The sequence below is a fragment of the Rhodanobacter sp. Root627 genome, assembly GCF_001427835.1.
Lineage (GTDB): Bacteria > Pseudomonadota > Gammaproteobacteria > Xanthomonadales > Rhodanobacteraceae > Rhodanobacter > Rhodanobacter ginsenosidimutans.
In genome coordinates this window covers 579,845-599,329 of sequence record NZ_LMGW01000001.1, presented here as the reverse complement: position 1 = coordinate 599,329, position 19,485 = coordinate 579,845, and the positions used below count along the sequence as shown (strand labels likewise).

Annotated in this window: 18 protein-coding genes; 1 reads left to right on the top strand and 17 read right to left on the bottom strand. The window is 65.8% G+C overall.

The genetic code is table 11. From position 1 onward, the window contains the following. Positions 1 to 64: 64 nt before the first annotated feature. The 6 genes from ASD68_RS02895 to ASD68_RS02870 all read right to left on the bottom strand — a co-directional run bounded on the left by ASD68_RS02895 (position 65) and on the right by ASD68_RS02870 (position 6,471). Positions 65 to 619 (bottom strand): hypoxanthine-guanine phosphoribosyltransferase, encoded by a 555-nt coding sequence (locus tag ASD68_RS02895; protein WP_056603189.1) that lies wholly within the window; start codon positions 617 to 619, stop codon positions 65 to 67. Positions 620 to 669: 50 nt separating this feature from the next. Continuing rightward, complete coding sequence (gene nagZ / locus ASD68_RS02890) at positions 670 to 1,695, bottom strand: beta-N-acetylhexosaminidase (protein ID WP_056603186.1); 1,026 nt, start codon at positions 1,693 to 1,695, stop codon at positions 670 to 672. After that, positions 1,689 to 2,210: a CYTH domain-containing protein gene (locus ASD68_RS02885; RefSeq protein WP_056603183.1), complete on the bottom strand. Its 522-nt coding sequence runs from the start codon at positions 2,208 to 2,210 to the stop codon at positions 1,689 to 1,691. The genes nagZ and ASD68_RS02885 overlap by 7 nt, the downstream gene beginning before the upstream one ends. A gap of 194 nt (positions 2,211 to 2,404) precedes the next feature. Further along, entirely contained in the window at positions 2,405 to 3,742 is a 1,338-nt protein-coding gene (gene rlmD / locus ASD68_RS02880) for a 23S rRNA (uracil(1939)-C(5))-methyltransferase RlmD (RefSeq protein ID WP_056603180.1), read from the bottom strand. 66 nt (positions 3,743 to 3,808) lie between these two features. Continuing rightward, on the bottom strand, positions 3,809 to 4,411 hold the full coding sequence (locus tag ASD68_RS02875) for a YdbL family protein (RefSeq protein WP_056078599.1): 603 nt from the start codon (positions 4,409 to 4,411) through the stop codon (positions 3,809 to 3,811). 35 nt (positions 4,412 to 4,446) lie between these two features. Beyond that, the gene (locus tag ASD68_RS02870; protein WP_056603178.1) at positions 4,447 to 6,471 is read right to left on the bottom strand and encodes a hypothetical protein; all 2,025 of its coding nucleotides are present in this window, start codon (positions 6,469 to 6,471) and stop codon (positions 4,447 to 4,449) included. A 45-nt stretch (positions 6,472 to 6,516) separates the two neighbouring features. On the opposite strand from ASD68_RS02870, the gene ASD68_RS02865 reads away from it, so the two are divergent. Then, positions 6,517 to 7,251 carry a response regulator gene (locus tag ASD68_RS02865; RefSeq protein WP_235578612.1) on the top strand — a complete coding sequence of 245 codons (735 nt, stop codon included), beginning with the start codon at positions 6,517 to 6,519 and terminating at the stop codon, positions 7,249 to 7,251. A 9-nt stretch (positions 7,252 to 7,260) separates the two neighbouring features. Here the strand turns inward: ASD68_RS02865 and recO are convergent, their stop codons facing one another. The 11 genes from recO to ASD68_RS02810 form a co-directional block, all read right to left on the bottom strand. Then, positions 7,261 to 7,971, bottom strand: coding sequence for a DNA repair protein RecO (gene recO, locus ASD68_RS02860; RefSeq protein ID WP_056603172.1), 711 nt, complete (start codon positions 7,969 to 7,971; stop codon positions 7,261 to 7,263). A gap of 89 nt (positions 7,972 to 8,060) precedes the next feature. Continuing rightward, a complete protein-coding gene (gene era, locus ASD68_RS02855; protein WP_056603169.1) occupies positions 8,061 to 8,990 on the bottom strand; it encodes a GTPase Era in 930 nt (309 codons plus the stop codon). Positions 8,991 to 9,111: 121 nt separating this feature from the next. Further along, the gene (gene rnc / locus ASD68_RS02850) at positions 9,112 to 9,771 is read right to left on the bottom strand and encodes a ribonuclease III (RefSeq protein ID WP_056603166.1); all 660 of its coding nucleotides are present in this window, start codon (positions 9,769 to 9,771) and stop codon (positions 9,112 to 9,114) included. A 16-nt stretch (positions 9,772 to 9,787) separates the two neighbouring features. Further along, complete coding sequence (locus ASD68_RS02845; RefSeq protein ID WP_056078581.1) at positions 9,788 to 10,174, bottom strand: DUF4845 domain-containing protein; 387 nt, start codon at positions 10,172 to 10,174, stop codon at positions 9,788 to 9,790. Positions 10,175 to 10,301: 127 nt separating this feature from the next. Next, positions 10,302 to 11,201 (bottom strand): signal peptidase I, encoded by a 900-nt coding sequence (gene lepB / locus ASD68_RS02840; RefSeq protein ID WP_056078578.1) that lies wholly within the window; start codon positions 11,199 to 11,201, stop codon positions 10,302 to 10,304. Between the two features lie 102 nt (positions 11,202 to 11,303). Continuing rightward, entirely contained in the window at positions 11,304 to 13,097 is a 1,794-nt protein-coding gene (lepA, locus tag ASD68_RS02835) for a translation elongation factor 4 (protein ID WP_056080845.1), read from the bottom strand. A gap of 182 nt (positions 13,098 to 13,279) precedes the next feature. Continuing rightward, positions 13,280 to 14,737, bottom strand: coding sequence for a Do family serine endopeptidase (locus tag ASD68_RS02830; RefSeq protein WP_056603164.1), 1,458 nt, complete (start codon positions 14,735 to 14,737; stop codon positions 13,280 to 13,282). 141 nt (positions 14,738 to 14,878) lie between these two features. Next, positions 14,879 to 15,538: a sigma-E factor negative regulatory protein gene (locus tag ASD68_RS02825; protein ID WP_056603160.1), complete on the bottom strand. Its 660-nt coding sequence runs from the start codon at positions 15,536 to 15,538 to the stop codon at positions 14,879 to 14,881. Beyond that, positions 15,535 to 16,128: an RNA polymerase sigma factor RpoE gene (gene rpoE, locus ASD68_RS02820; protein ID WP_200945315.1), complete on the bottom strand. Its 594-nt coding sequence runs from the start codon at positions 16,126 to 16,128 to the stop codon at positions 15,535 to 15,537. The genes ASD68_RS02825 and rpoE overlap by 4 nt, the downstream gene beginning before the upstream one ends. 167 nt (positions 16,129 to 16,295) lie before the next feature. After that, positions 16,296 to 18,854 carry a bifunctional diguanylate cyclase/phosphodiesterase gene (locus tag ASD68_RS02815; RefSeq protein WP_056603157.1) on the bottom strand — a complete coding sequence of 853 codons (2,559 nt, stop codon included), beginning with the start codon at positions 18,852 to 18,854 and terminating at the stop codon, positions 16,296 to 16,298. A 10-nt stretch (positions 18,855 to 18,864) separates the two neighbouring features. After that, positions 18,865 to 19,347, bottom strand: a complete 483-nt coding sequence (locus ASD68_RS02810) for a hypothetical protein (protein ID WP_235577482.1) — start codon at positions 19,345 to 19,347, stop codon at positions 18,865 to 18,867. Positions 19,348 to 19,485 lie beyond the last annotated feature (138 nt).

Sequence of the window (19,485 nt, the reverse complement as noted above, 5' to 3'; positions counted from 1 at the left end):
TCTTCAAGTCAAACGCAAGAGCGTCACCCCCTCCCGACCTCCCCCTGCGAGGCAGGGGGAGGAGTTATTCATCACGCAGCGCGTAGATGCCCGGCAGGTTGCGGCCCTGTTCGTGGTAGTCCATGCCGTAGCCGAAGACGTAGCGGTCGGGCAGGACGACGCCGTTGAAATCCGACGCGATGCCGTCGACCAGGCGATCGTGATCCTTGGTGGACAGGCTGACGATCAGCACCTTCTTTGCGCCGCGCTGGTAGCAGTCGTCGCGCACGGCTTTCAGGGTGTGACCTTCGTCGAGGATGTCGTCGACCAGCAGCACGATGCGATCACGCAATGACACCTGCGGCTCGCGCAACCACATCAGCTCGCTGCCGGCGGTGTCGCCGCGGTAGCGGGTGGCGTGCACGTAATCGAATTCGAGATCGGTGCGGATCGCCAGCGCCAGCTGCCCGGCAAAAACCAGCGCGCCGTTCATCACGGTGAGGAACACTGGCCGCTCGCCATCCAGCGCCACGTCGATCTGCCGACCCATGTCGGCAATCACGCTCTCCAGCGTGGCCCGCTCATAGAGCAGTTCGGCGTTGGCCAGCGCGACGGCAAGGGAAGGTACGGAAGGGCTCATAAGTGTCTCCATGGGAATCGGGGGTGGTCGGTGCAGCGCAGGTTTCGCTTCTACGATTCCCCATTCCCTGTTCCCGGCCCGGCATGCAAAGCAGTGATCCGCGCAACGAAGCGATCGCGCTGCGGGTTGTCGGTCAGTCCGTCCCAGCCAGCGGCGATGGCGCCACGCAGGCTGGCCAGTGATGCACGGCCTGTCTCCCTGCCCTGCACCGCGGCGATGGCCTCGTCGACCACGTCGGGGAAACAGGCCAGCACCAGGTCGCAGCCCGCATCCAGATGGGCCTGCACGCGGCCGCCCACGGAACCGGCCGCGCCGGCGGCGGCCATGCTGATGTCGTCGCTGACGACAACGCCGGTAAAGCCCAGTTCGCCGCGCAGGATGCGCTCGATCCAGACGCGCGAGTAGCCCGCCGGCTGCGTGTCCACCGCGGGATAGGTCACGTGCGCCATCATCACCGCTTCCACCCGCGCCTCGATGCATTCGGCAAAGGGCAGCAGATCGTCGCTGAGAATCCGTTCGAGTGGTCGCGGGTCGATCGCCGCGGCCTTGTGGGTATCGGTGGCCACCGAACCGTGGCCGGGGAAATGCTTGATGACCGCGGCCATGCCGGCCAGGTGCATGCCGCGCACATAGGCCTGCGCCAGTTCGGCGGTGACCGCCGGCTCGGCATGGAACGCGCGCAGCCCGATCGCGGCATTGCCGCGAGCCAGATCCACCACGGGTGCAAAACTGAAATCGACGCCGCTGGCGCGCAGCTCGCTGGCCATGACCCAGGCGTGCTCCTCGGCCAGGCGCACCGCCTCGTGCGGATCGTGCGCGTAGCGCTCGCCGATCGCCGACAGCGGCGGAAGCCGGGTGAAGCCGTCGCGGAAGCGTTGTACCGGACCGCCCTCCTGATCCACCGCAATCAGCATGTCGTCGCCGCCGGCCTCGCGAATCGCGTCGCACAAGGCGGACAGCTGATCGCGCGACTGGTAGTTGCGCGAAAACAACAACACACCAGCCACGCCGGGCTCGCTCAGCCAGCGCTTCTCGTGCTCGGCCAGCTCCAGCGCGGCCACGCCGATCATCAGCATGCGGCATCCTCGGCGGCACGTTCCGCCGGCGACCATTGCCGGTACGGATGCGCGATCAGGTTGACGTTGTAGTAGCGCACTAACGAGCTCACCTCGCGACCCAGCCACGGTGGCCGGGGAAATGGCGCATCGACCGCCGGCAGTTCCACCTCCGCGACCACCAGGTCGCGATTCTCGCCTTCGAATTCATCGACCTCGAACAGTACGCCATCAACCCGCACATGGTGGCGGGTTTTCTGCAGCACGCCGTCGCACAAGGTCTCCAGCAAGGCCTGGGCATCGCCTGCCGGTATCGCGTATTCGAACTCGGCCCGCGCGATGCCTGGCGTGGCGGCCTTGATGTTGAGCCACGCCTGCTCGCCGGCCAGCCGCGCACGGACCGAGGCCCGCGCGCTGCCATCGCGCAGCGCCTGCGCGCCCACCAGATAGCCCTGCGCCATCGGCTCGCTGTGCTCGACAGCGGCGCGCCAGTCATCCGTGGCTACGAGGAATTTGCGTTCGATCTCGATCGGCATTGGAGTTGGCGTGAGTGGAGAGGGAGGGAAAACACTTGGCGTGCTTCGGTTGAGGTAATGGGCAACGCATCAACCCCACCGTTCACGCTGAGCGTAGCGACCGCAGGTCGCGAAGTCGAAGCGTCTTCCCCAGCATCCTTCGACTTCGGGCCTGCGGGCCTACGCTCAGGGCGAGCGGCCGGGGGTGATCAGCCTCAACGTTCGAACAAGGCGATCGATTCCACGTGGGCCGTATGCGGAAACATGTCCATCACGCCCGCCGATGCCAGCGTGAATCCATGCTGGTTGACCAGGATGCCGGCGTCACGTGCCAGCGAGGCCGGGTGGCAGGAGACATACACCACGCGTCGCGTCTTGCGATGCGGCAGGTAGGCCAGCAGTTGGTCGGCACCGGCGCGTGGCGGATCGAGCAGCACCTTGTCCCACGGCGTGCGCGCCCAGTCGCTGGCGCGCTGGTCTTCAAACAAATTGGCGACGTGGAAGGTGGCGTTGTCGATGCCGTTGCGCACGGCGTTCTGCGCTGCCCGCTGCACCAGGCCGTGCTCGCCTTCCACGCCTACCACCTCGGCCACGCGACGGGCGATCGGCAGGGTGAAGTTGCCCAGGCCGCAGAACAGGTCCAGCACGCGGTCGGTCGGCTGCGGATCGAGCAGCGCCATTGCGTGCGCCACCATGCGCTGGTTCATGTTGGCGTTGACCTGCACGAAATCCAGCGGCTCGAACTCCAGCTCCACATCGGCGAAGCGCGCGTCGTCGCTGGCGATGCGGAACGCCAGCCGCGGCTGCGCCGGCCACAGCGGATGCACGCTGGAGTTGTTGCCGGGCTGCAGGTAGATGGCCAACCCATGCTGCTGTCCGAACGCGGTCAGCGCGGCCAGGTCGCCCTCGCCCAGCGGCTGCAGGTGGCGGAACACCAGCGCCATGGTGTCGTCGCCGCCGGCGAATTCGATCTGCGCGATGGCATCGACCGCGTCCAGCCCGTTGATCAGTTCGGCCAGCAGGCCCACCTTGGGGCCAATCGCCGGATGCAGTACTTCGCACTGCTGGATGTCGGCCACGAAACGCGGATTCGCCTCCTCGCGGAAGCCCACCAGCACGCGCCCCTTCTTCAGAACGTGGCGTACCGACAGGCGGCCCTTGCGCCGATACGCCCACGGCTCGCCGGTGAGCGGCGGCAACCATTGCTGCGGTGCGACCTTGCCGATGCGTTCGAAGTTTTCCGCCAGCACGCGCTGCTTGGCCGCGATCTGCGCTTCGGCGTCCAGGTGCTGCAGCGAGCAGCCGCTGCACTCGGCGAAATGCCGGCAGCGCGGCTCGACCCGATGCGACGAAGGGGTGATCACTTCGACCACTTCCGCTTCGTCGAAATGGCGGTGGCGCTTGCGCAGGCGCACCATCACCTGCTCGCCCAGCAAGGCACCGCTGACGAACAACGCCTTGCCGTCCACGCGGGCGACGCCGCGGCCGTCGTGGCTCAGGTCGGTGATGGTGGCTTCGAAGGGAGTGGCAGGAACGGAGTTGGATCGGGACATGAAAACGCATCGGGCCGCAGCGGTGGGCCGCCGATTATCTCAGATCGGCGGCACCGACCGCGGCGGCTATTTCTGCTGCCAGGCGCCGGCGGCGTTCTGGTAGTACCAACCCGCATGTGCGTGCTTGACCCAGCCCTTGGCGAAGGTGGTGCGGATCTGGTCTTGCCATTCCGGATGGCCATTGGCCTGGGCAATCTCGCGGTACAACTCGTTGCGATCACGGTTTTCGTCAGCCACCGTGGCATTCGCCTGCGCACGCTGGCTCAGCGGCACCTTGGCGGCATCGCGTAGTGCGACCAGGCCGTCGTTGGTAAAGCCCACGGCGCCGCTGTCGAGCAGGCCGCCCAGCGCACCCTGCACGCGTGCGCGCATGCGGCCACGGATGGCCTCGGTGGTGGCGTTCTGGATCTGCAGGTTGGGCGCATCGGCGGCGTAAGCCGCGGGAATCAGCAAGTCCAGCAGCATCGCCGACGGCTGCGGGCCGTTGCCGGGGGGCGGGGTTTCCTTCTTCGGTTCGGCAGGTGCCTTTCCGGTGCCGTCGAGCACGTTGCCGATGAACTGGTCCGCCGCTTTCTGCGCCGCCGCTTCGGGGAAATACACGTTGATGGTGACGCAACCGACCAGCGCCACGGTCACGGTGGTCAGGATCAGATATACGAGCTTGCGCATGCGGCAACTCCGGCTGGGGTGTGGGGGGGGAAGCATCAGCGGATTTCCGGGGCATTGCCGGCGATGGCTTCCTTCAGGCGGCGGACCAGGGTGGGCCAGTCGACCTCGGCCTGGTGGCCGATCACCTGCAATCGCGGCAAACCACTGCCTTCCACGATAGTGTATCCGCCCTGTTCGCGCTCAAGGCCGCTCATCCGGCAGACCGATCCCTGCAAGGTGCAATTGAGGCCGATGCGCTTGTAGCCGAAGGTCTTGAACAGCTTCAGCACCGCGCCCTGCAAGCCGGCGGCGATGCCACCGCCACCGACGGACGTGAGGTTGTTCACCGCGCGCTGGCTGATGCGGCCACCGTCACCGGCCAGCAACCGTGCCTTGAAGGCTACCGGCTGCCAGTTGACCAGGCGCAGGTCGTCGATCGATCCGTCGAGCTTGCCGGTGATGCTGCCGAAGTCGAAAACGCTGGTGATGGCGCCCAGGTCGAGCTGGCTCAGCTTGATGTCGGCGGCAAGCATCGGGCTGTTGCCGAACGGCTGCTGCAGCGAAAGATCGGTGATGTCGGCAAATCCGCCAAACAAATTCACCGACAGTCCTCCGGCCAGCTCGACCCGGTCATCCACCCATTTCAGCGAGGGAATGGCGCCGCCCAAGGTGCCGGGGAATTTCGGCCAGCCCATGGCCTGGCTGAAGGCAGCCATATCGACCCCGGTCACGTTGAGCGCGGTCGAGAGCCGTTGCCCGCTGGCCGCGGCCGGGCGCCAGCTGAATTCGCCCAGATGCAACTGGCCTTGCAGCAAGGCCATGTCGATGGGCTGCTGCAGTGCCAGCGCGCCGTTGCGGCTTTGCCAGCGCGATTGCGTGCCGCCCACCGGCAGTCGATAGAACTTGAAGCCCTTCCATTGCAGTGTCGTGGCGGGACGATCGCCCGATGCGACCCAGTCCAGTCCACCGCGCAGGTCATTCACGCTGATGCGACCATCCGCCTCGGTCAGATCCAGCCCGTCGGTGGTGAAGGCGAAGGCGCGCAAGCCGTTCGCGCGCATGTCCACGCTGGCGTTCAACTGCCCGCTCAACTGCACATCGCGCAAACCCATCGTGGCCAGCCACGCACGGCCGTAGCGTTCGTAGGCGGCCGGAAACGCCGCATGCAGCCGGTCGAGCTTGAGTTGCTTCAATTCGCCCTTCGCGTCGAAAGCGAGCGCGCCCTCCAGTTGCAGGGCATCGGCGTCGTTCACGCGTAGATGCTCCAGCGCGAAGGCGCCTTGCTGGGCGGTGGCGTTCAACCCCAGTTGCACCGGATGATCCGGCAGGCTGGCGTAGATCGGCCCCAGCAGCAATTCGCCGCCGCGCAGGTTGGCGTCCAGGTCGATGCGCGAGGGCACTCTCGTCGTGTCCAACCCGAACCGGCCCGAGCCACCCAGGCCCTCGGCAGCCAGCGTGCCGGCGGGAGTGTCGAAGCCCACGCCGGCCAGGCTGAACTGGCCGGAGGATTGCAGGCCGCTATCACGCACATCCAGCGCCAGCTCGGCATCCAGCCGGCCACCGGTGGGCCTCCCGGACCACACGGTACCCAGCAAACCCTGCAGCCAGGTGGCAGGCAACTGGGTAAGCGTGATCTGCGCGTGAGTGGGTTGATCCAGCGGCAGCGCGGCGCTGGCCTTTGCCTTGCCCTGTTCGATGTCGACCTGGATGGTGTTGGTGGTCTCGCTGGTGACCAGCCGCAGCGTGGCATCGCCCAGCGCGCCGCCCGGGGCGCCACGCAATTGCAGCTGGCCATCCAGAACCCAGCGCATGCGCGCGTCGCGCTGCAGGTCGCCATCCAGCGCCAGGCCAACCTTGCGCCAGCCCATGGCCGCCACATCCGCCTGCTTCGCGCTCAACTGCAGGTGGATGCCGCCATCGGCACGATCGCTGAGACGCACCGTTACCGTCGACAGCTTCACCCCCGGCACGCTGATGGAACGGGCCGCGAAGACCACATCCGCACGCGCGGGCGCAGCCCAGCCGCCGGCAAGAAACAGCAGGCAAAAAACCAGCAGAAGATGGCTTGATGAAAAACGCATGTCGGGCCATTCTGCCAAACTCAGCTGAACGATATGGATTTCGTCATGGCCGCCACCGTCACCGCCCCGTCTTCATTCCCGTTTCACGCCACCGGCGTGGATGTGCTGGTAGCGGACGACGACCCGGCCAGCCGCCGCTTTCTGGCGGACGGCATGGGCCGGCTGGATGTCCGCGTGGTCACCTGCGCCGACGGCATCGAGGCGTTGGCGCTGGCCCGCGACCGGGCTTTCGACCTGCTGTTGCTGGATTGCCGCATGCCCGGCGCGGGGGCGCTGCAGATTCTGTCGACGCTGCGATCGGATGCGCGGGCCCGTTCGCGGCACGCCATCGCGGTGGCAAGCAGTGCCGAGATGGCGCCCAGCGAACGCTCGGCGTTGCTGATGGCCGGTTTCGCCGAGGTACTCGTCAAGCCCTGCAAGCTGGTGGACCTGCAACGGTTGCTGGGATCGCTGGCCAACCACCCGACCCCACCGCTTGACGATCAGGCCGGCCTGCTTGCCAGCGGCGACCCGGTCACCATGCAGGCGCTGCGCGGGTTGTTGCGGGGAGAACTGGAGCGGCTCAAGGACGAGCTCGCGAACATGGACGTCGACCGCATCGCGCTTGCCGAACGGCTGCATCGGTTGCGGTCGTCCTGCGGGTTTTGTGGCGCCGCCATGCTGTCGACCGAAACCGTGGCGTTGCAGGAAGCGCTCGCCCACGCGTCCATGGACATCGCGCCAAGCCTGCAGCGCTTCAACCAGGCACTGGACGCGACCCTGCTGGCGCTGGATGCCTGACCCCGGCCATCAGCGCCACGAGGTGGTGCCACCGAGCACTCGCCAGGCGCGCAACTCGCCGCCACCGAGATGAAAACGGATTACCTCGCGCATCATGCCGCGCAGCGCTTTCAGACCTTCGTCGTCCGGCATGCGGTCGTGCGCCAGCGCCAGCAGGTCGCTGCCACGCAGGACATGCCTGCGACCCGGCAGGCACGCCACCGCGCCCTGTTCGACCCGGTATTCGTAATGCGCCTGCGGCTCCAGCAGCTCGCCCGTTTCCGCATCATGCTCCAGCTGCAGGGCGTAACCCATCGCCTGCAGCAAGTCGCGCTCGAAGCGGCGCAGGCTCCAGGCCAGCGACTCATCCGTGGCCAGCCGCTGCAGCGCCAGTGCATAGGCATCAAACAACGCGCTCGAAGGATCCTGCCGTTCGCTGAGGCGTACCACCAGTTCGTTGAGATAAAGCCCCGCCAGCCCGGCATTCCCGATTAGCCGCAGCGGCGTACCCGTGGTTTCCACCGACGTCAGCGTGGCCAACTCGCCGCGCAGCAGCAACCCCATTGCCAGCGGCTGGAACGGCTCCAGCTGCGCCCGGCGCAAACGCGTCTTCTCCCCCCGCACTCCACGCGCCACCACACCCAACCGCCCCTGATCGCGGGTCAGGCATTCCAGCAACAGCGACGTCTCCCGGTACGGGCGCGAATGCAGGACGTAGGCGGGTTGCAGTTCGAGGCGCATGGCTTGGGACGGGATTGGGGATTCGGGATTGGGGATTTGTAAAAGCTCGGGCTGGCAGGCTCCTGCGAATCCCGAATCCCGAATCCCGGCTAATCGGTATACCCGAACTTGCGCAGCATGTTGTCGTCGTCGACCCAGCCTTCGCGCACTTTCACCCACAGCTTCAGGAACACCTTGCGTTCGAACATGCGCTCCATGTGGCGGCGGGCGCTGCTGCCGATGGATTTGAGCTGGGCGCCGCCGTTGCCGATCACGATGGCTTTCTGGCCGTCGCGTTCGACCCAGATGATGGCGTGGATTTCGGCGATGCCGTCGGGGCGATCCTCGAACCGTTCGATCTCCACCGTGGTGGCGTACGGCAGCTCCTGATCCAGCCGCAGCATCAACTGCTCACGCACCATTTCGGCCGCCAGGAAGCGTTCGCTGCGGTCGGTAACCTCATCCTCGCCGTACACCGGCGGCTGGATCGGCAGGCGTTTCAGGATGGCCTGCTCCAGCTCCTTCAGGCCCTGCTCCTTCAGCGCGCTGACGTAATGGATCTCGTCGTAATTGTGCTTGGCCACCAGCTCGGCCACGAACGGCAGCATCACCGTCTTGTCCTTGTTGAGGTCGACTTTGTTGATCACCAGCAGCCGCGGCGTGGTTTGCTCGACCAGCGCGGCGTACAGCGCTTCGTCTTCGTCGGTCCAGCGGCCGGCTTCGATCAGTTGCACCACCAGGTCGACATCGCTGATCGCCGAGCGCGCGGCGCGGTTCAAGCTGCGGTTCATGGCGCGCTTGGCACCGCGATGCAGGCCCGGCGTGTCCACGTACATGATCTGGCCCGCCTCGGTGGTGTTGATGCCGAGGATGCGGTGGCGGGTGGTCTGCGGCCGCGGGCTGATGATGGACAGCCGAAAGCCGATCAACGCGTTGAGCAAGGTGGACTTGCCCACGTTCGGCCGGCCGGCCAGGGCCACCGTGCCGCAGCGATAATTCTCGTGCGGCAGGACGGCGGCGGGATCCAGTTCGTGGTTCATGACAGAGTGCTCGGCAAGTTGGACGGCAAGTGTAATGCCTTGTCGCCAAAGGAAATGGCAGCCGCCGCCACGCGATGGTGCGGCGGTGGAGCGGATTCCGGGGGGATGGTGAAAACGTGGATCAGGCTTTGCGCTGCCCATCCAGCAATTGCGCCAGCACGATCTCGGCGGCGTCCTGCTCGGCGCCGCGACGGCTGGGGCCGGTGGTTTCGGCGACCAATGCCATCGGCTCGCTGACGCTGCAGCGGATATCGAAGGTTTTGGCGTGGTCTTCGCCGTGGCTGGCGACGAGCTCGTAATGCGGCAGCGGCCAACCGCCGGCCTGCAGCCATTCCTGCAGGCGCGTCTTGGCGTCCTTGGATGACCGGCGCAAGGCCGCGATGCGTTCACCGAAGAGACCACGCACGGTTTCACGGCATGCGTCGAAACCGCCGTCCATGTACACGGCAGCCACCATCGCCTCGAACGCGTCGGCAAGGATCGACTCGCGGCGGAAGCCACCCGTCTTCAACTCGCCGGTGCCCAGTTTCAACTCGTCGCCCAATGACAATTCACGCGCCACCACGGCCAGCGCCTGGCCGCTGACCAGTTGCGCACGCAACCGCGACAGCTCGCCTTCGCTGGCCTTGGGGTGCGCCTCGAACAGCATTTCGGCGACGATCGCACCCAGCAAGGCGTCGCCCAGAAACTCCAGCCGCTCGTTGTTGGGCTTGCCCATGCTGCGATGGGTCAACGCCAACTCGGCCAGCGAACGATCGCGAAAACGGTAATTGAATTCCAAGGGATGCGCTGGCCGGTTACTGGTTCGGATTGCCCTGCAGCGGCACGCTCTTGTCGAAGTGCAGCAGGAAATCGATGTTGTACATGAATGGCACAACCTTCTCGTAGGCCACCCGCAACTGGGTCGGGCCGCCGTCGCGGTCGCGCACCAGGGTGATGTCGGACGGCTGGATGGTGGCGTCGTCGACGTACTGGAAGTTCATCTTGAACATCAGTTCGCGGCGAAGGTCGTCCAGCGATTTGCCATCGACGCCAGAGGTGGAGATCTGCGTCATCGCCTTCTCCACGCCCATGTATTCGCTGTACGACGGCGCCAGCCGCATCGCCATGTAACCCAGAAAGCCCACCACGGCCAGAATCACCAGGAACCCGATCAGGGTGATGCCCGATTGCCTCGATTTCATAGTCCCCTCGCTATGCCGCCTGCGCGGCTTGCCTGCCCGATATGCAGTCCGAAACCCCAATGCTCGCCGGGATCGGCGATGCCGGCGAATTCTCGCACCAATGGCACGTCCGAATCCGGGGCACCGATCAATGAATGACCGTGCCGATACGGGAAAAGTCCACGCCACCGGTACCCCAGCCCTTCCAGCTCATCCAGATCAGGAACGCCTTGCCGGCCAGGTTCTTCTCCGGCATGCAGCCCCACCAGCGGCTGTCCTCGCTGTTGTTGCGATTGTCACCCATCACCACGTAGCAACCTTCCGGCACCTTCGAGGGCACCTTGGCGTTGGGGATCGGGTTGGGAATGTTGTAGGCCGGCATGCGCGCGATCATGTGGTTGACCTTGCCCAGGTGCTCCTTCCAGACGGTGGCGCCCATGTCCAGCATCAGGCGGTCCTCCGCGCGCTGCGGGTTGCCCGTGTACGGCCCGATCTCCTCGGCCTGCACCGGCTTGCCGTTGATCAGCAGATCGGCGCCATGCACTTCGATGGAGTCGCCCGGCAGGCCCACCACGCGCTTGATCCAGTTCTGGCTGGGCACCTTCGCGTGGGGATCGCTGCAGCCCGGATCGCCACTGCGGATCAGCTTGCCGGTGCCGTCGTCACACAGGAAACCGGGGAAGCGGAACACCACCACATCACCACGTTGCGGCTCGCCCAGGTCCACGACCTTGTTGTTGAACGCAGGCAGGCGCAGGCCGTAGGCAAACTTGTTGACCAGGATGAAATCGCCCACGTCCAGCGTGGGCATCATCGAGCCGGACGGAATCCGGAACGGCTCGGCCACGAACGTGCGCAGCAGCAACACCACCAGCACCACCGGGAACAGTGAGCGCGCCCAGTCCACCGGTACCGGGTCGCTGTATTCCGTACCCGCGGCATCGAGCCGCGCCTTGCGCTGCTTGTACAAAAACAGCCGGTCAAGCCCCCACACCACGCCAAACAGGACGGTGAGGCCGAGCAGGATCGCCGAGAAATCAAATTCCATGTGGGGCTCCATTAGGAGCCGGGATTCGGGATTGGGGATTCGGGATTCGAAAGAGCTGCTGCGCTCCGAATCCCGAATCCCCAATCCCGAATCCCGGCCAAACTATTTATCCACTTTCAGCACGGCAAGGAAAGCTTCCTGCGGAATGTCCACCCGCCCGACCTGCTTCATGCGCTTTTTGCCTTCTTTCTGCTTTTCCAGCAATTTCTTCTTGCGGCTGACGTCGCCACCGTAGCATTTGGCCAGCACGTTCTTGCGCAGCGCCTTGACGGTGGAGCGTGCAATGATCTGCGCGCCGACGGCCGCCTGGATCGCCACGTCGAACTGCTGGCGGGGGATCAGGTCCTTCATCCGCTCGACCAGCTCGCGGCCTTTGCGGTCGGCATGGCTGCGATGCAGGATCAGGCTCAGCGCATCGACACGATCGCCGTTGATCAGCACATCGGTGCGCACGAAGGGGCCGGCCTCGAAACGCTCGAACTGATAGTCCATTGAGGCGTAGCCGCGCGAGACGGACTTCAGCCGATCGAAGAAATCCATCACCACCTCGGCCAGCGGCAGCTCGTAACTGATCTGCACCTGGGTGGCCAGGTACTGGATCGAACGCTGCACGCCGCGCTTTTCCTCGCACAGGGTGATCACGTTGCCGATGTAGTCGGGCGGGGTGAGGATGTTGGCCACGATGATCGGCTCGCGGATTTCCTGGATCAGGCTGGTGTTGGTGGGCAGCTTGGCCGGGTTGTCCAGCAGCATCGTGGTGCCGTCGCTTTTCAGCACTTCGTAGACCACGGTGGGCGCGGTGGTGATCAGGTCCAGGTCGTATTCGCGCTCCAGCCGCTCCTGCACGATTTCCATGTGCAGCATGCCGAGGAAGCCGCAGCGGAAACCGAAGCCCATCGCCTCGGACGACTCGGGCTCGAAGAACATCGCCGCGTCGTTCAGGCGCAATTTGTCCAGCGCCTCGCGCAGCGCGGGGTAGTCATCCGACGACACCGGAAACAGGCCGGCGAACACGCGCGGCTGCATGTGCTGGAAACCGGGCAATGCCTTGTCGGCGGGCTTGCCGGCATGGGTCAGGGTGTCGCCCACCGGCGCGCCGTGCACGTCCTTGATCGAGGCGTTGATCCAGCCCACTTCGCCCGCACCCAGCTTGGCTAGCTTCTTGCGCTTGGGCGTGAACACACCGACCTCGCCCACTTCGTGGCTGCGGCCCGTGGACATCACCAGCAGCTTGTCGCCGGGCTTGATCTCGCCCTGCATCACGCGCACCAGCGACACCACGCCCAGGTAGTTGTCGAACCAGGAGTCGATGATCAGCGCCTGCAGCCGATCGGTGTCGCGCGGCTTGGGTGGCGGGATGCGGGCGATGATCGCCTCCAGCACCTCAACCACATTGAGCCCCGTCTTGGCGCTGACCGCCACCGCGTCCGTGGCGTCGATGCCGATGACAGCCTCGATCTCGCCCTTCACCTTTTCCACGTCGGCCGTGGGCAGGTCAATCTTGTTCAGCACCGGAATCACTTCCAGCCCCTGCTCCACCGCGGTGTAGCAGTTGGCCACCGACTGCGCCTCGACGCCCTGCGCCGCATCGACCACCAGCAGCGCGCCCTCGCACGCCGCCAGCGAGCGGCTGACTTCGTAGGAGAAATCGACGTGGCCCGGCGTGTCGATGAAATTCAGTTGATAGGTTTTGCCATCCCGCGCGGTGTACGGCAGCGATACCGATTGTGCCTTGATGGTGATGCCGCGTTCGCGTTCGATCGGGTTGTTGTCCAGCACCTGGGCTTCCATCTCGCGGTCGGCCAGGCCGCCACAGAGATGGATGATGCGATCGGCCAGCGTCGACTTGCCGTGATCGATGTGGGCAATGATGGAGAAGTTGCGAATCAATTCCATGGAACGCTGCTGGCCTGCCGAACGAGGGGATTTGTCGCCATGCGGGGAGCGCAGGCGCGCGTCACCGGTATGGCGGCGCGAACCCGGCATTATCGCATGGAACCGGCATCTGCCAGCGTGGAAACGCGACGGGCGCCACCGGTCGGATGGCGCCCGCGCGTGAAAGCGGTGGAACGTGGCGCTTATTTCCCGTCGGGCACGGTCAACCCCACGAAGTTGCTCTGCTCGCCGCGACGCACCAGCAGCAAGGCCGTGCTGCCGGGCTTCACGTCCTTGGTGGCGTCATGGAATTCGCCAACCGTGCCGATCCGTTTCTGGTTGACCATCAGGATGACGTCACCCGCACGCAACCCGGCCTGCGCCGCCACCGGACCGGTAATCTCGCCGATCACCACGCCCTGCCCCGACTTCAGCCCCAATTGCTTGCGGGTGTCGTTGTCCAGCGGCTGTACGGTCAGGCCCAGTGCCGCCGAGCCACTGCTGGCGGACGACGGGCCGCCAGTGCTTGCACCTACCGCGTTCTTGTCGCGCTCGGCCTCGCTGATGGTGACCTTGAGCGTCTGCCTCTTGCCGTTGCGCAGGATCTCCATCGGAACCGTGGTGCCTGGCTTGGTCATGCCGACCAGCGGTGGCAGATCAGCAGCCTGCTGCAGCACGTGGCCGTTGTACGTCAGGATGATGTCGCCAGGCTGCACGCCGGCCTTCTCCGCGCCACTGTCGGGCGTCACCGCCGCCACCGCCGCGCCAACGCCGTTGTCCAGCTTTAACGCCTTGACCATGTCGTCGTCGACCCGCTGCACCATCACGCCCAGCATGCCGCGCGACACGTAGCCCTTGCTCTTGATCTGCTGCACGGCGTTCATCGCCACGTCGATCGGGATCGAGAACGACACACCCAGGTAGTCACCGGTGTTGGAATAGATCTGCGAGTTCACACCCACCACGGCGCCGGCGAGATCGAACAGCGGGCCGCCGGAGTTGCCGCGGTTGATCGGCACGTCGGTCTGGATGAACGAGGTGTACGGCTGGTCGCGCTGGCCCAGGTTGCGGCCCACCGCACTGACGATGCCTTGCGTCACGGTGTAGTCGAAGCCGAACGGCGAGCCGATCGCCAGCACCCACTGGCCGGGCTTCAGGCTGCGCGAATCACCGATGTTCACCGTCGGCAACTTGCCGCCCGCGTCGACCTTCAGCAGCGCGATGTCATACGTCGGATCGGTGCCGACGACCTTGGCGGTCAGCGTGCGCCGGTCCTGCAGCCGCACGGTGACCTTGTCCGCGCCTTCAACCACATGATTGTTGGTGAGGATGTAACCATCGCCGGAAATGATGAAGCCCGACCCCAGCGAGGTATGCCGTTGCTCCTGCGGCGACGGCATCATCGGCATGCCGAAGAAGCGCCGGAACAATTCGGCCTGCGGATCATCTGCCTGGCCCGGGCCCGGCACCACACCACGGCGGCGATCATTCGCGCCAGTGTATTTCGCCTCGACATGCACCACGGCGGGTGCATTCCTTTCAACGATCCCGGTGAAATCAGGCAGGCCTGCAGCAGCGGCCGGTTGCGCCTGCACCGCGAAGAACGCGGGAAAGCCGGTCAGCGCGAGGCACGCGACAACGCGCAAGATGGATCGATTCATGATTCCTCCTTGGGAGTGGGCAAACAGCTGGATACGCGACCGGTCGGGGCATGACCGGTCGCCAGCAACCGCGTCGGCCGGATCACGAACCGGCGACGCGTGAAAACAGGAAGTCCGCGGAGAGCAACACGCGGGCGCCGGTCAGCGCGGGAATGCGCGACTGTTCGCGGTATCGCGCTGTTGCTGCGGATCGAGCAACAGCAGATAGCTGCCGTCGTGGTTGTCGAGCGTGCGGTAGCGATGCATCGGCGTCCCGTCGCGGGCATATGGCACCAGATTGCCGTCGCCGGGCACACCCAGCGTGGCCGACGCGCGCTGGCTGTACAACTCGGCCGAGTTGCCGCTCAACCACGGTGGAACCGTGGCCGGCACCGCCGAGGACGGCAGCGCGGCATGCTCGGACGATGTGGTCACGCCCGCCGAATCGACCGCGGCGGTTTCGACGCGACCCGTTTCACCCGCCGGTTGCACCAGCAGCAATGCGGCCACCGCCACACTGGCGGCTATGGCGCCGCCGGCCGACCAATGCAGCCAATGGCGGCGTGCGCCTGCCGCCGGCACCGCGGCCGATTCTCGCTCGACGGCCCGCATGACACGCGCGGCAAAGCCGGCCGACGCCAGCGGCGGCATTTGCCGCCGGACGCCATCGCCGGCCAGGTGATACCGCGACCACGCCTGCGACAACGCGGCGTCATGGTCGAGGCGACGCAGCAGAAAGCGCAGCTCCTCCGCCGACAATTCGCCATCAATGGCGGCCGAGAGTTGCTCGCGGTGTTCCGGGTTCATGCCTGCCTGATTCATGTCTGGTCCTCGCGGTCCGACAACAGTGGCCGCAGTTTTTCATCGATCGCTTCACGTGCCCGAAATATGCGTGACCGCACCGTACCGATCGGACAGCCCATCGCCTCGGCGATTTCCTCGTAGCTGAGGCCATCCACTTCACGCAGTGTTATGGCGGTACGCAGCTCTTCGGGCAACGCTTGGACAGTGGAGAACACCGATTGTTCAATTTCCTGGCGCATCATTTCGCGCTCGGGCGTGGCGTTGTCGTGCATGCGCTGGGAGCCGGCCATGAACACCGCGTCATCGGCATCGATGTCGTCGGTGGGCGGTCGCCGGCCGGCGGCCACCAAGTGGTTCTTGGCGGTGTTTACCGCGATCTTGTACAGCCAGGTGTAGAACGCGCTGTCGCCGCGAAACGAGCCGATGGCGCGCCACGCGCGGATGAACGCCTCCTGGGCGATGTCCTCGCATTCGGCGTGGCTGCGTACGTAGCGCGATACCAGCCCGATCAGCTTGTGCTGGTATTTGCGCACCAGCAGATCGAAGGCGGCTTTGTCCCCTTTCTGGACGCGCTCAACCAGCGCCTTGTCCAGTTCGTTTTCGCCCATGCGGGCCGTATCCATCATCAATGCCGTCATCCGCTGCGAAACTGTGGGAGCCGAACGCGCAGCTCAGACCGACGCCCGCCGCACAAGTTCAGCTTGCGCGCCGCACAGTGTAATGTCGCGCGCCGGATTGATTGTGGAAAAAACGTTGGCCCCCGCCATCCGTCCGTTCAGGCGGGCTCGGTGGCTCGCGTGCTCAGCAGCCGCTGCCGCTCGGCCAGCAGGTTGCCGAAGCTGACCGGCGTGGCCGGCCGGCAGAAAAGGTAGCCCTGCAACTCGTCGCAACCGTGGGCACGCAGGAATTCCAGGTGCTGCTCGATCTCCACGCCCTCGGCCACCACGGCACGCTTCAGCCGGTGCGCCATCTCGATGGTGGCGCGCACGATTGCCTCGTCATCCGGGTCCACGCCGATGTTGCGCACGAAGCTCTGGTCGATCTTGATCCGGTCGGCGGGCAGGCGTCGCAGGTAGTCGAGCGAAGCGGCCCCGGTACCGAAGTCGTCGATGGCGATGTGGCAGCCCAGTTCATGCAGTCCGTGCAGGTTCTCCACCAGGTTCGGCGCTTCCTTGATGCTGATGCTCTCGGTGACCTCCATCTCCAGCAGGTCGGGATCGAGCCCGGTATCCATCAGCACTTTCGCCACCGTGTCGAGCAGGCGCGGCTCCATCAACTGCACCGCCGAGAGGTTGACGCCAAGGCGCAGGCGCAAGCCGTAGCGCTCCTCCCACTCCCGTGCCTGGCGGCAGGCGGTGCGCATCACCCACTCGCCGATCGACACGATCAGGCCCGTTTCCTCCGCCAGCGGAATGAACACCGCGGGACTGATGGTGCCAAGCTCCGGGTGCTCCCAGCGCAGCAGCGCCTCCATGCCGACGATGTCCTCGGTCTCGGTGTTCACCTGCGGCTGGTAGACCACGCGCAGCTCGCCGTTGCCCTCGGCGTGGCGCAGGCGCGTCTTCAGCGCCATGCCGTGCTCCTGCGCGTATTCCGGGCTGACTTCGTAGATCTGGAAGTTGTTGCGGCCCAGGTGCTTGGCCGCGTACATCGCCTCGTCCGCGTGCTTGAGCAGGGTCTCGGCGTCGCTGGCGTCGTCCGGGAAAAAGCTCACGCCCATCGAAACGGTAATCTGCAGCTCGGTGCCGTCGTCGAGGTACAGCGGCGTCTCCATCACCTGCACGATCTTCTCCGCCACGCGCAGCACGTCATCGTTCTTCACGATGTGGCGCAGCACCACGGTGAACTCGTCGCCGGCATAGCGCGCCACCGTATCGGACGCGCGCACGCTGCCGCACAGGCGCCGCGATACCGAGCGAAGCACGGCATCGCCGGCGGCATGGCCGTGACTGTCGTTGACGGCCTTGAAGCGGTCCAGATCCACGAACAGCACGGCGAAGCATTCGCCGTTGCGAACCGCCTCGCGGATGATGGTTTCCAGTCGGTCGTTGAACAGCAAGCGGTTCGGCAGACCGGTGAGCGCGTCGAGCAGACCTTCGCTGCGACCCTGCTCGCGGGTCAGGCCGAGCTCCAGCATTTGCGCGAACCGCGCCGCGGCACAATGCAGTACGGGTTCGACGATGCCCGCCGCGCCAAAGCCACGGCGACTGCCGGCCAGCATGGCACCCAGCACGGTATGCCGCTCGTCGTACAGCGGCATGCCGGCGAAGTCGGTCAGGCCCAGCACCTGCAGCAGTGGATCGTTGGCCACCTGGTTGCGCGCATCGTGCCGGTAGTTCACCGTGCCGCCGGCCAATACCTGGGCCAGCGAAGGCTGCGCCGCAGGCGGCGGCCAGCTTGGTTCGGGGCCGTTCCACAACTGTAGTTGCTGCACCGGTATGCCGGCGCTCCCGGAAGGCAACGACCAGACCGCGAGGTAATCGAGGCCGAGTTCATCGAACAGCAAACGCGCCGCCGCCGTTTGCGCATCGACGCCATTGGTCGAGGCAAACATGCGCGACAGCAACGACAGCGCCGCCTCGGCGCGCAGATCCGCGCGATCGCTGCGGAAGATCAACGCCACCGCATCGTGCCCGTCGTGGCTTACCAGCCGCGCGTTTGCCTGCCCGGTATCGCTGCCTTCGGCCGAACGGCGCTGGCAGGGATACCAGCGTCGATTGGCCTCGGTGATCACCTGCTCGATCGTCACGCCCTCGAAGGAAAGCACCTGCGACAGCGGGCGTGCCTTCCAATGATCAGCCGGCAGGCGGCTGTGCCGGATCACGGCGGAACTGACCTCGAGCAGCGGGCAGGTGGCAGACAACTCGGCGATCAGCCATTCGCTGTCGTCTTCCTGAAACGCATAACGGTCGCCAGCCGGCGCCGGCAGCGGCACCTGCGGCAGCGCCGGCAAGGGCGCGCCAGCAAGGGCGCTGGCCCGGCGCCAGCGCGGCAACAGTTCCGCGGTAACGCGCGAGGCATGCAACCAGTCCACGGTGCCAGCCGGCCAATGATCGGGATGGAGCGGTGCCTCGTCGGTCGTTATCACCATCAAGGGCACGTCGAGGGTCGCCGGCAGTTGGCGCAGTTGCCCGCAAGAGGCGCAGCCCTGCACGCCATCACCCTTGATGACGACCACCATCAACTGCAAGGGCGGGCGTCCCTCCAGCAGGATGGCCGCATGGGTGATGTCGCGTGCACTGTAGATCTGCGCGTAGCCCGCCTGGTCGAGCGCGTCGAACACCAGCCGGCGCAGCTCGCGCTGCTCGGCCACGATCAGGACGCCGGCCATCATGCGCAAGCCCTCATATGAGCCAGCGACCATCGCGAAGACGCAGCCGACGCGGTGAGCTGTCGTCGCTGCGCAGGTGCACCGCCAGCGTACCCAGGTGCTCGGCCAGCGCGGGCGGCGCGTTCACCAGCACCACGCGACGCAGGTGGCCCTGCGGCATGCGTGCCAGTTGACGCAGCAAGGTGTCGTCCATCGCCGAGAGCGGCAACTCCAGGCCAACCAGCACGTACACGCCGAAATGCAGGCTTTGCTGCATGAAACGCAGCGCATTGCCCAGGCGCTGGCAATCGGGAACGCGCACGTGCGCATCACGCATGCTGCCCAGGCCGGTGTCCGGCTGCCACAGGTAGACCGCCTGCCCGGTGTGGCGGGCGATCGAGCGGAACTGTTCGAGCAAGCCCGGGCAATCCTCGCTCTGCAGCAGCACCAGGCCGCTGGACGCGCCGAGGATCTGTTCGAACACCTCGGTGCCAGCCTGCGACGATGCAGTATCCATCGGCAAGATCATTGTGCCCACAGCATGCGTCTCGTCATTGATATCCCCGCCGGTGCGGCAACCAGGTCCTCCGCAAGTCTAGCCCGGTGCGCGCGCCATCGCCCAGCCACCGCGCGCACTTTTTTGGATCCCTGCCGA

Coding starts and splice junctions, on each gene's coding strand:
- ASD68_RS02895 (WP_056603189.1), bottom strand. CDS start 619: ATGAGCCCTTCCGTACCTTCCCTTGCCGTCGCGCTGGCCAACGCCGAA.
- nagZ (WP_056603186.1), bottom strand. CDS start 1,695: ATGCTGATGATCGGCGTGGCCGCGCTGGAGCTGGCCGAGCACGAGAAG.
- ASD68_RS02885 (WP_056603183.1), bottom strand. CDS start 2,210: ATGCCGATCGAGATCGAACGCAAATTCCTCGTAGCCACGGATGACTGG.
- rlmD (WP_056603180.1), bottom strand. CDS start 3,742: ATGTCCCGATCCAACTCCGTTCCTGCCACTCCCTTCGAAGCCACCATC.
- ASD68_RS02875 (WP_056078599.1), bottom strand. CDS start 4,411: ATGCGCAAGCTCGTATATCTGATCCTGACCACCGTGACCGTGGCGCTG.
- ASD68_RS02870 (WP_056603178.1), bottom strand. CDS start 6,471: ATGCGTTTTTCATCAAGCCATCTTCTGCTGGTTTTTTGCCTGCTGTTT.
- ASD68_RS02865 (WP_235578612.1), top strand. CDS start 6,517: ATGGCCGCCACCGTCACCGCCCCGTCTTCATTCCCGTTTCACGCCACC.
- recO (WP_056603172.1), bottom strand. CDS start 7,971: ATGCGCCTCGAACTGCAACCCGCCTACGTCCTGCATTCGCGCCCGTAC.
- era (WP_056603169.1), bottom strand. CDS start 8,990: ATGAACCACGAACTGGATCCCGCCGCCGTCCTGCCGCACGAGAATTAT.
- ASD68_RS02845 (WP_056078581.1), bottom strand. CDS start 10,174: ATGAAATCGAGGCAATCGGGCATCACCCTGATCGGGTTCCTGGTGATT.
- lepB (WP_056078578.1), bottom strand. CDS start 11,201: ATGGAATTTGATTTCTCGGCGATCCTGCTCGGCCTCACCGTCCTGTTT.
- lepA (WP_056080845.1), bottom strand. CDS start 13,097: ATGGAATTGATTCGCAACTTCTCCATCATTGCCCACATCGATCACGGC.
- ASD68_RS02830 (WP_056603164.1), bottom strand. CDS start 14,737: ATGAATCGATCCATCTTGCGCGTTGTCGCGTGCCTCGCGCTGACCGGC.
- ASD68_RS02825 (WP_056603160.1), bottom strand. CDS start 15,538: ATGAATCAGGCAGGCATGAACCCGGAACACCGCGAGCAACTCTCGGCC.
- rpoE (WP_200945315.1), bottom strand. CDS start 16,128: ATGGGCGAAAACGAACTGGACAAGGCGCTGGTTGAGCGCGTCCAGAAA.
- ASD68_RS02815 (WP_056603157.1), bottom strand. CDS start 18,854: ATGATGGCCGGCGTCCTGATCGTGGCCGAGCAGCGCGAGCTGCGCCGG.
- ASD68_RS02810 (WP_235577482.1), bottom strand. CDS start 19,347: ATGGATACTGCATCGTCGCAGGCTGGCACCGAGGTGTTCGAACAGATC.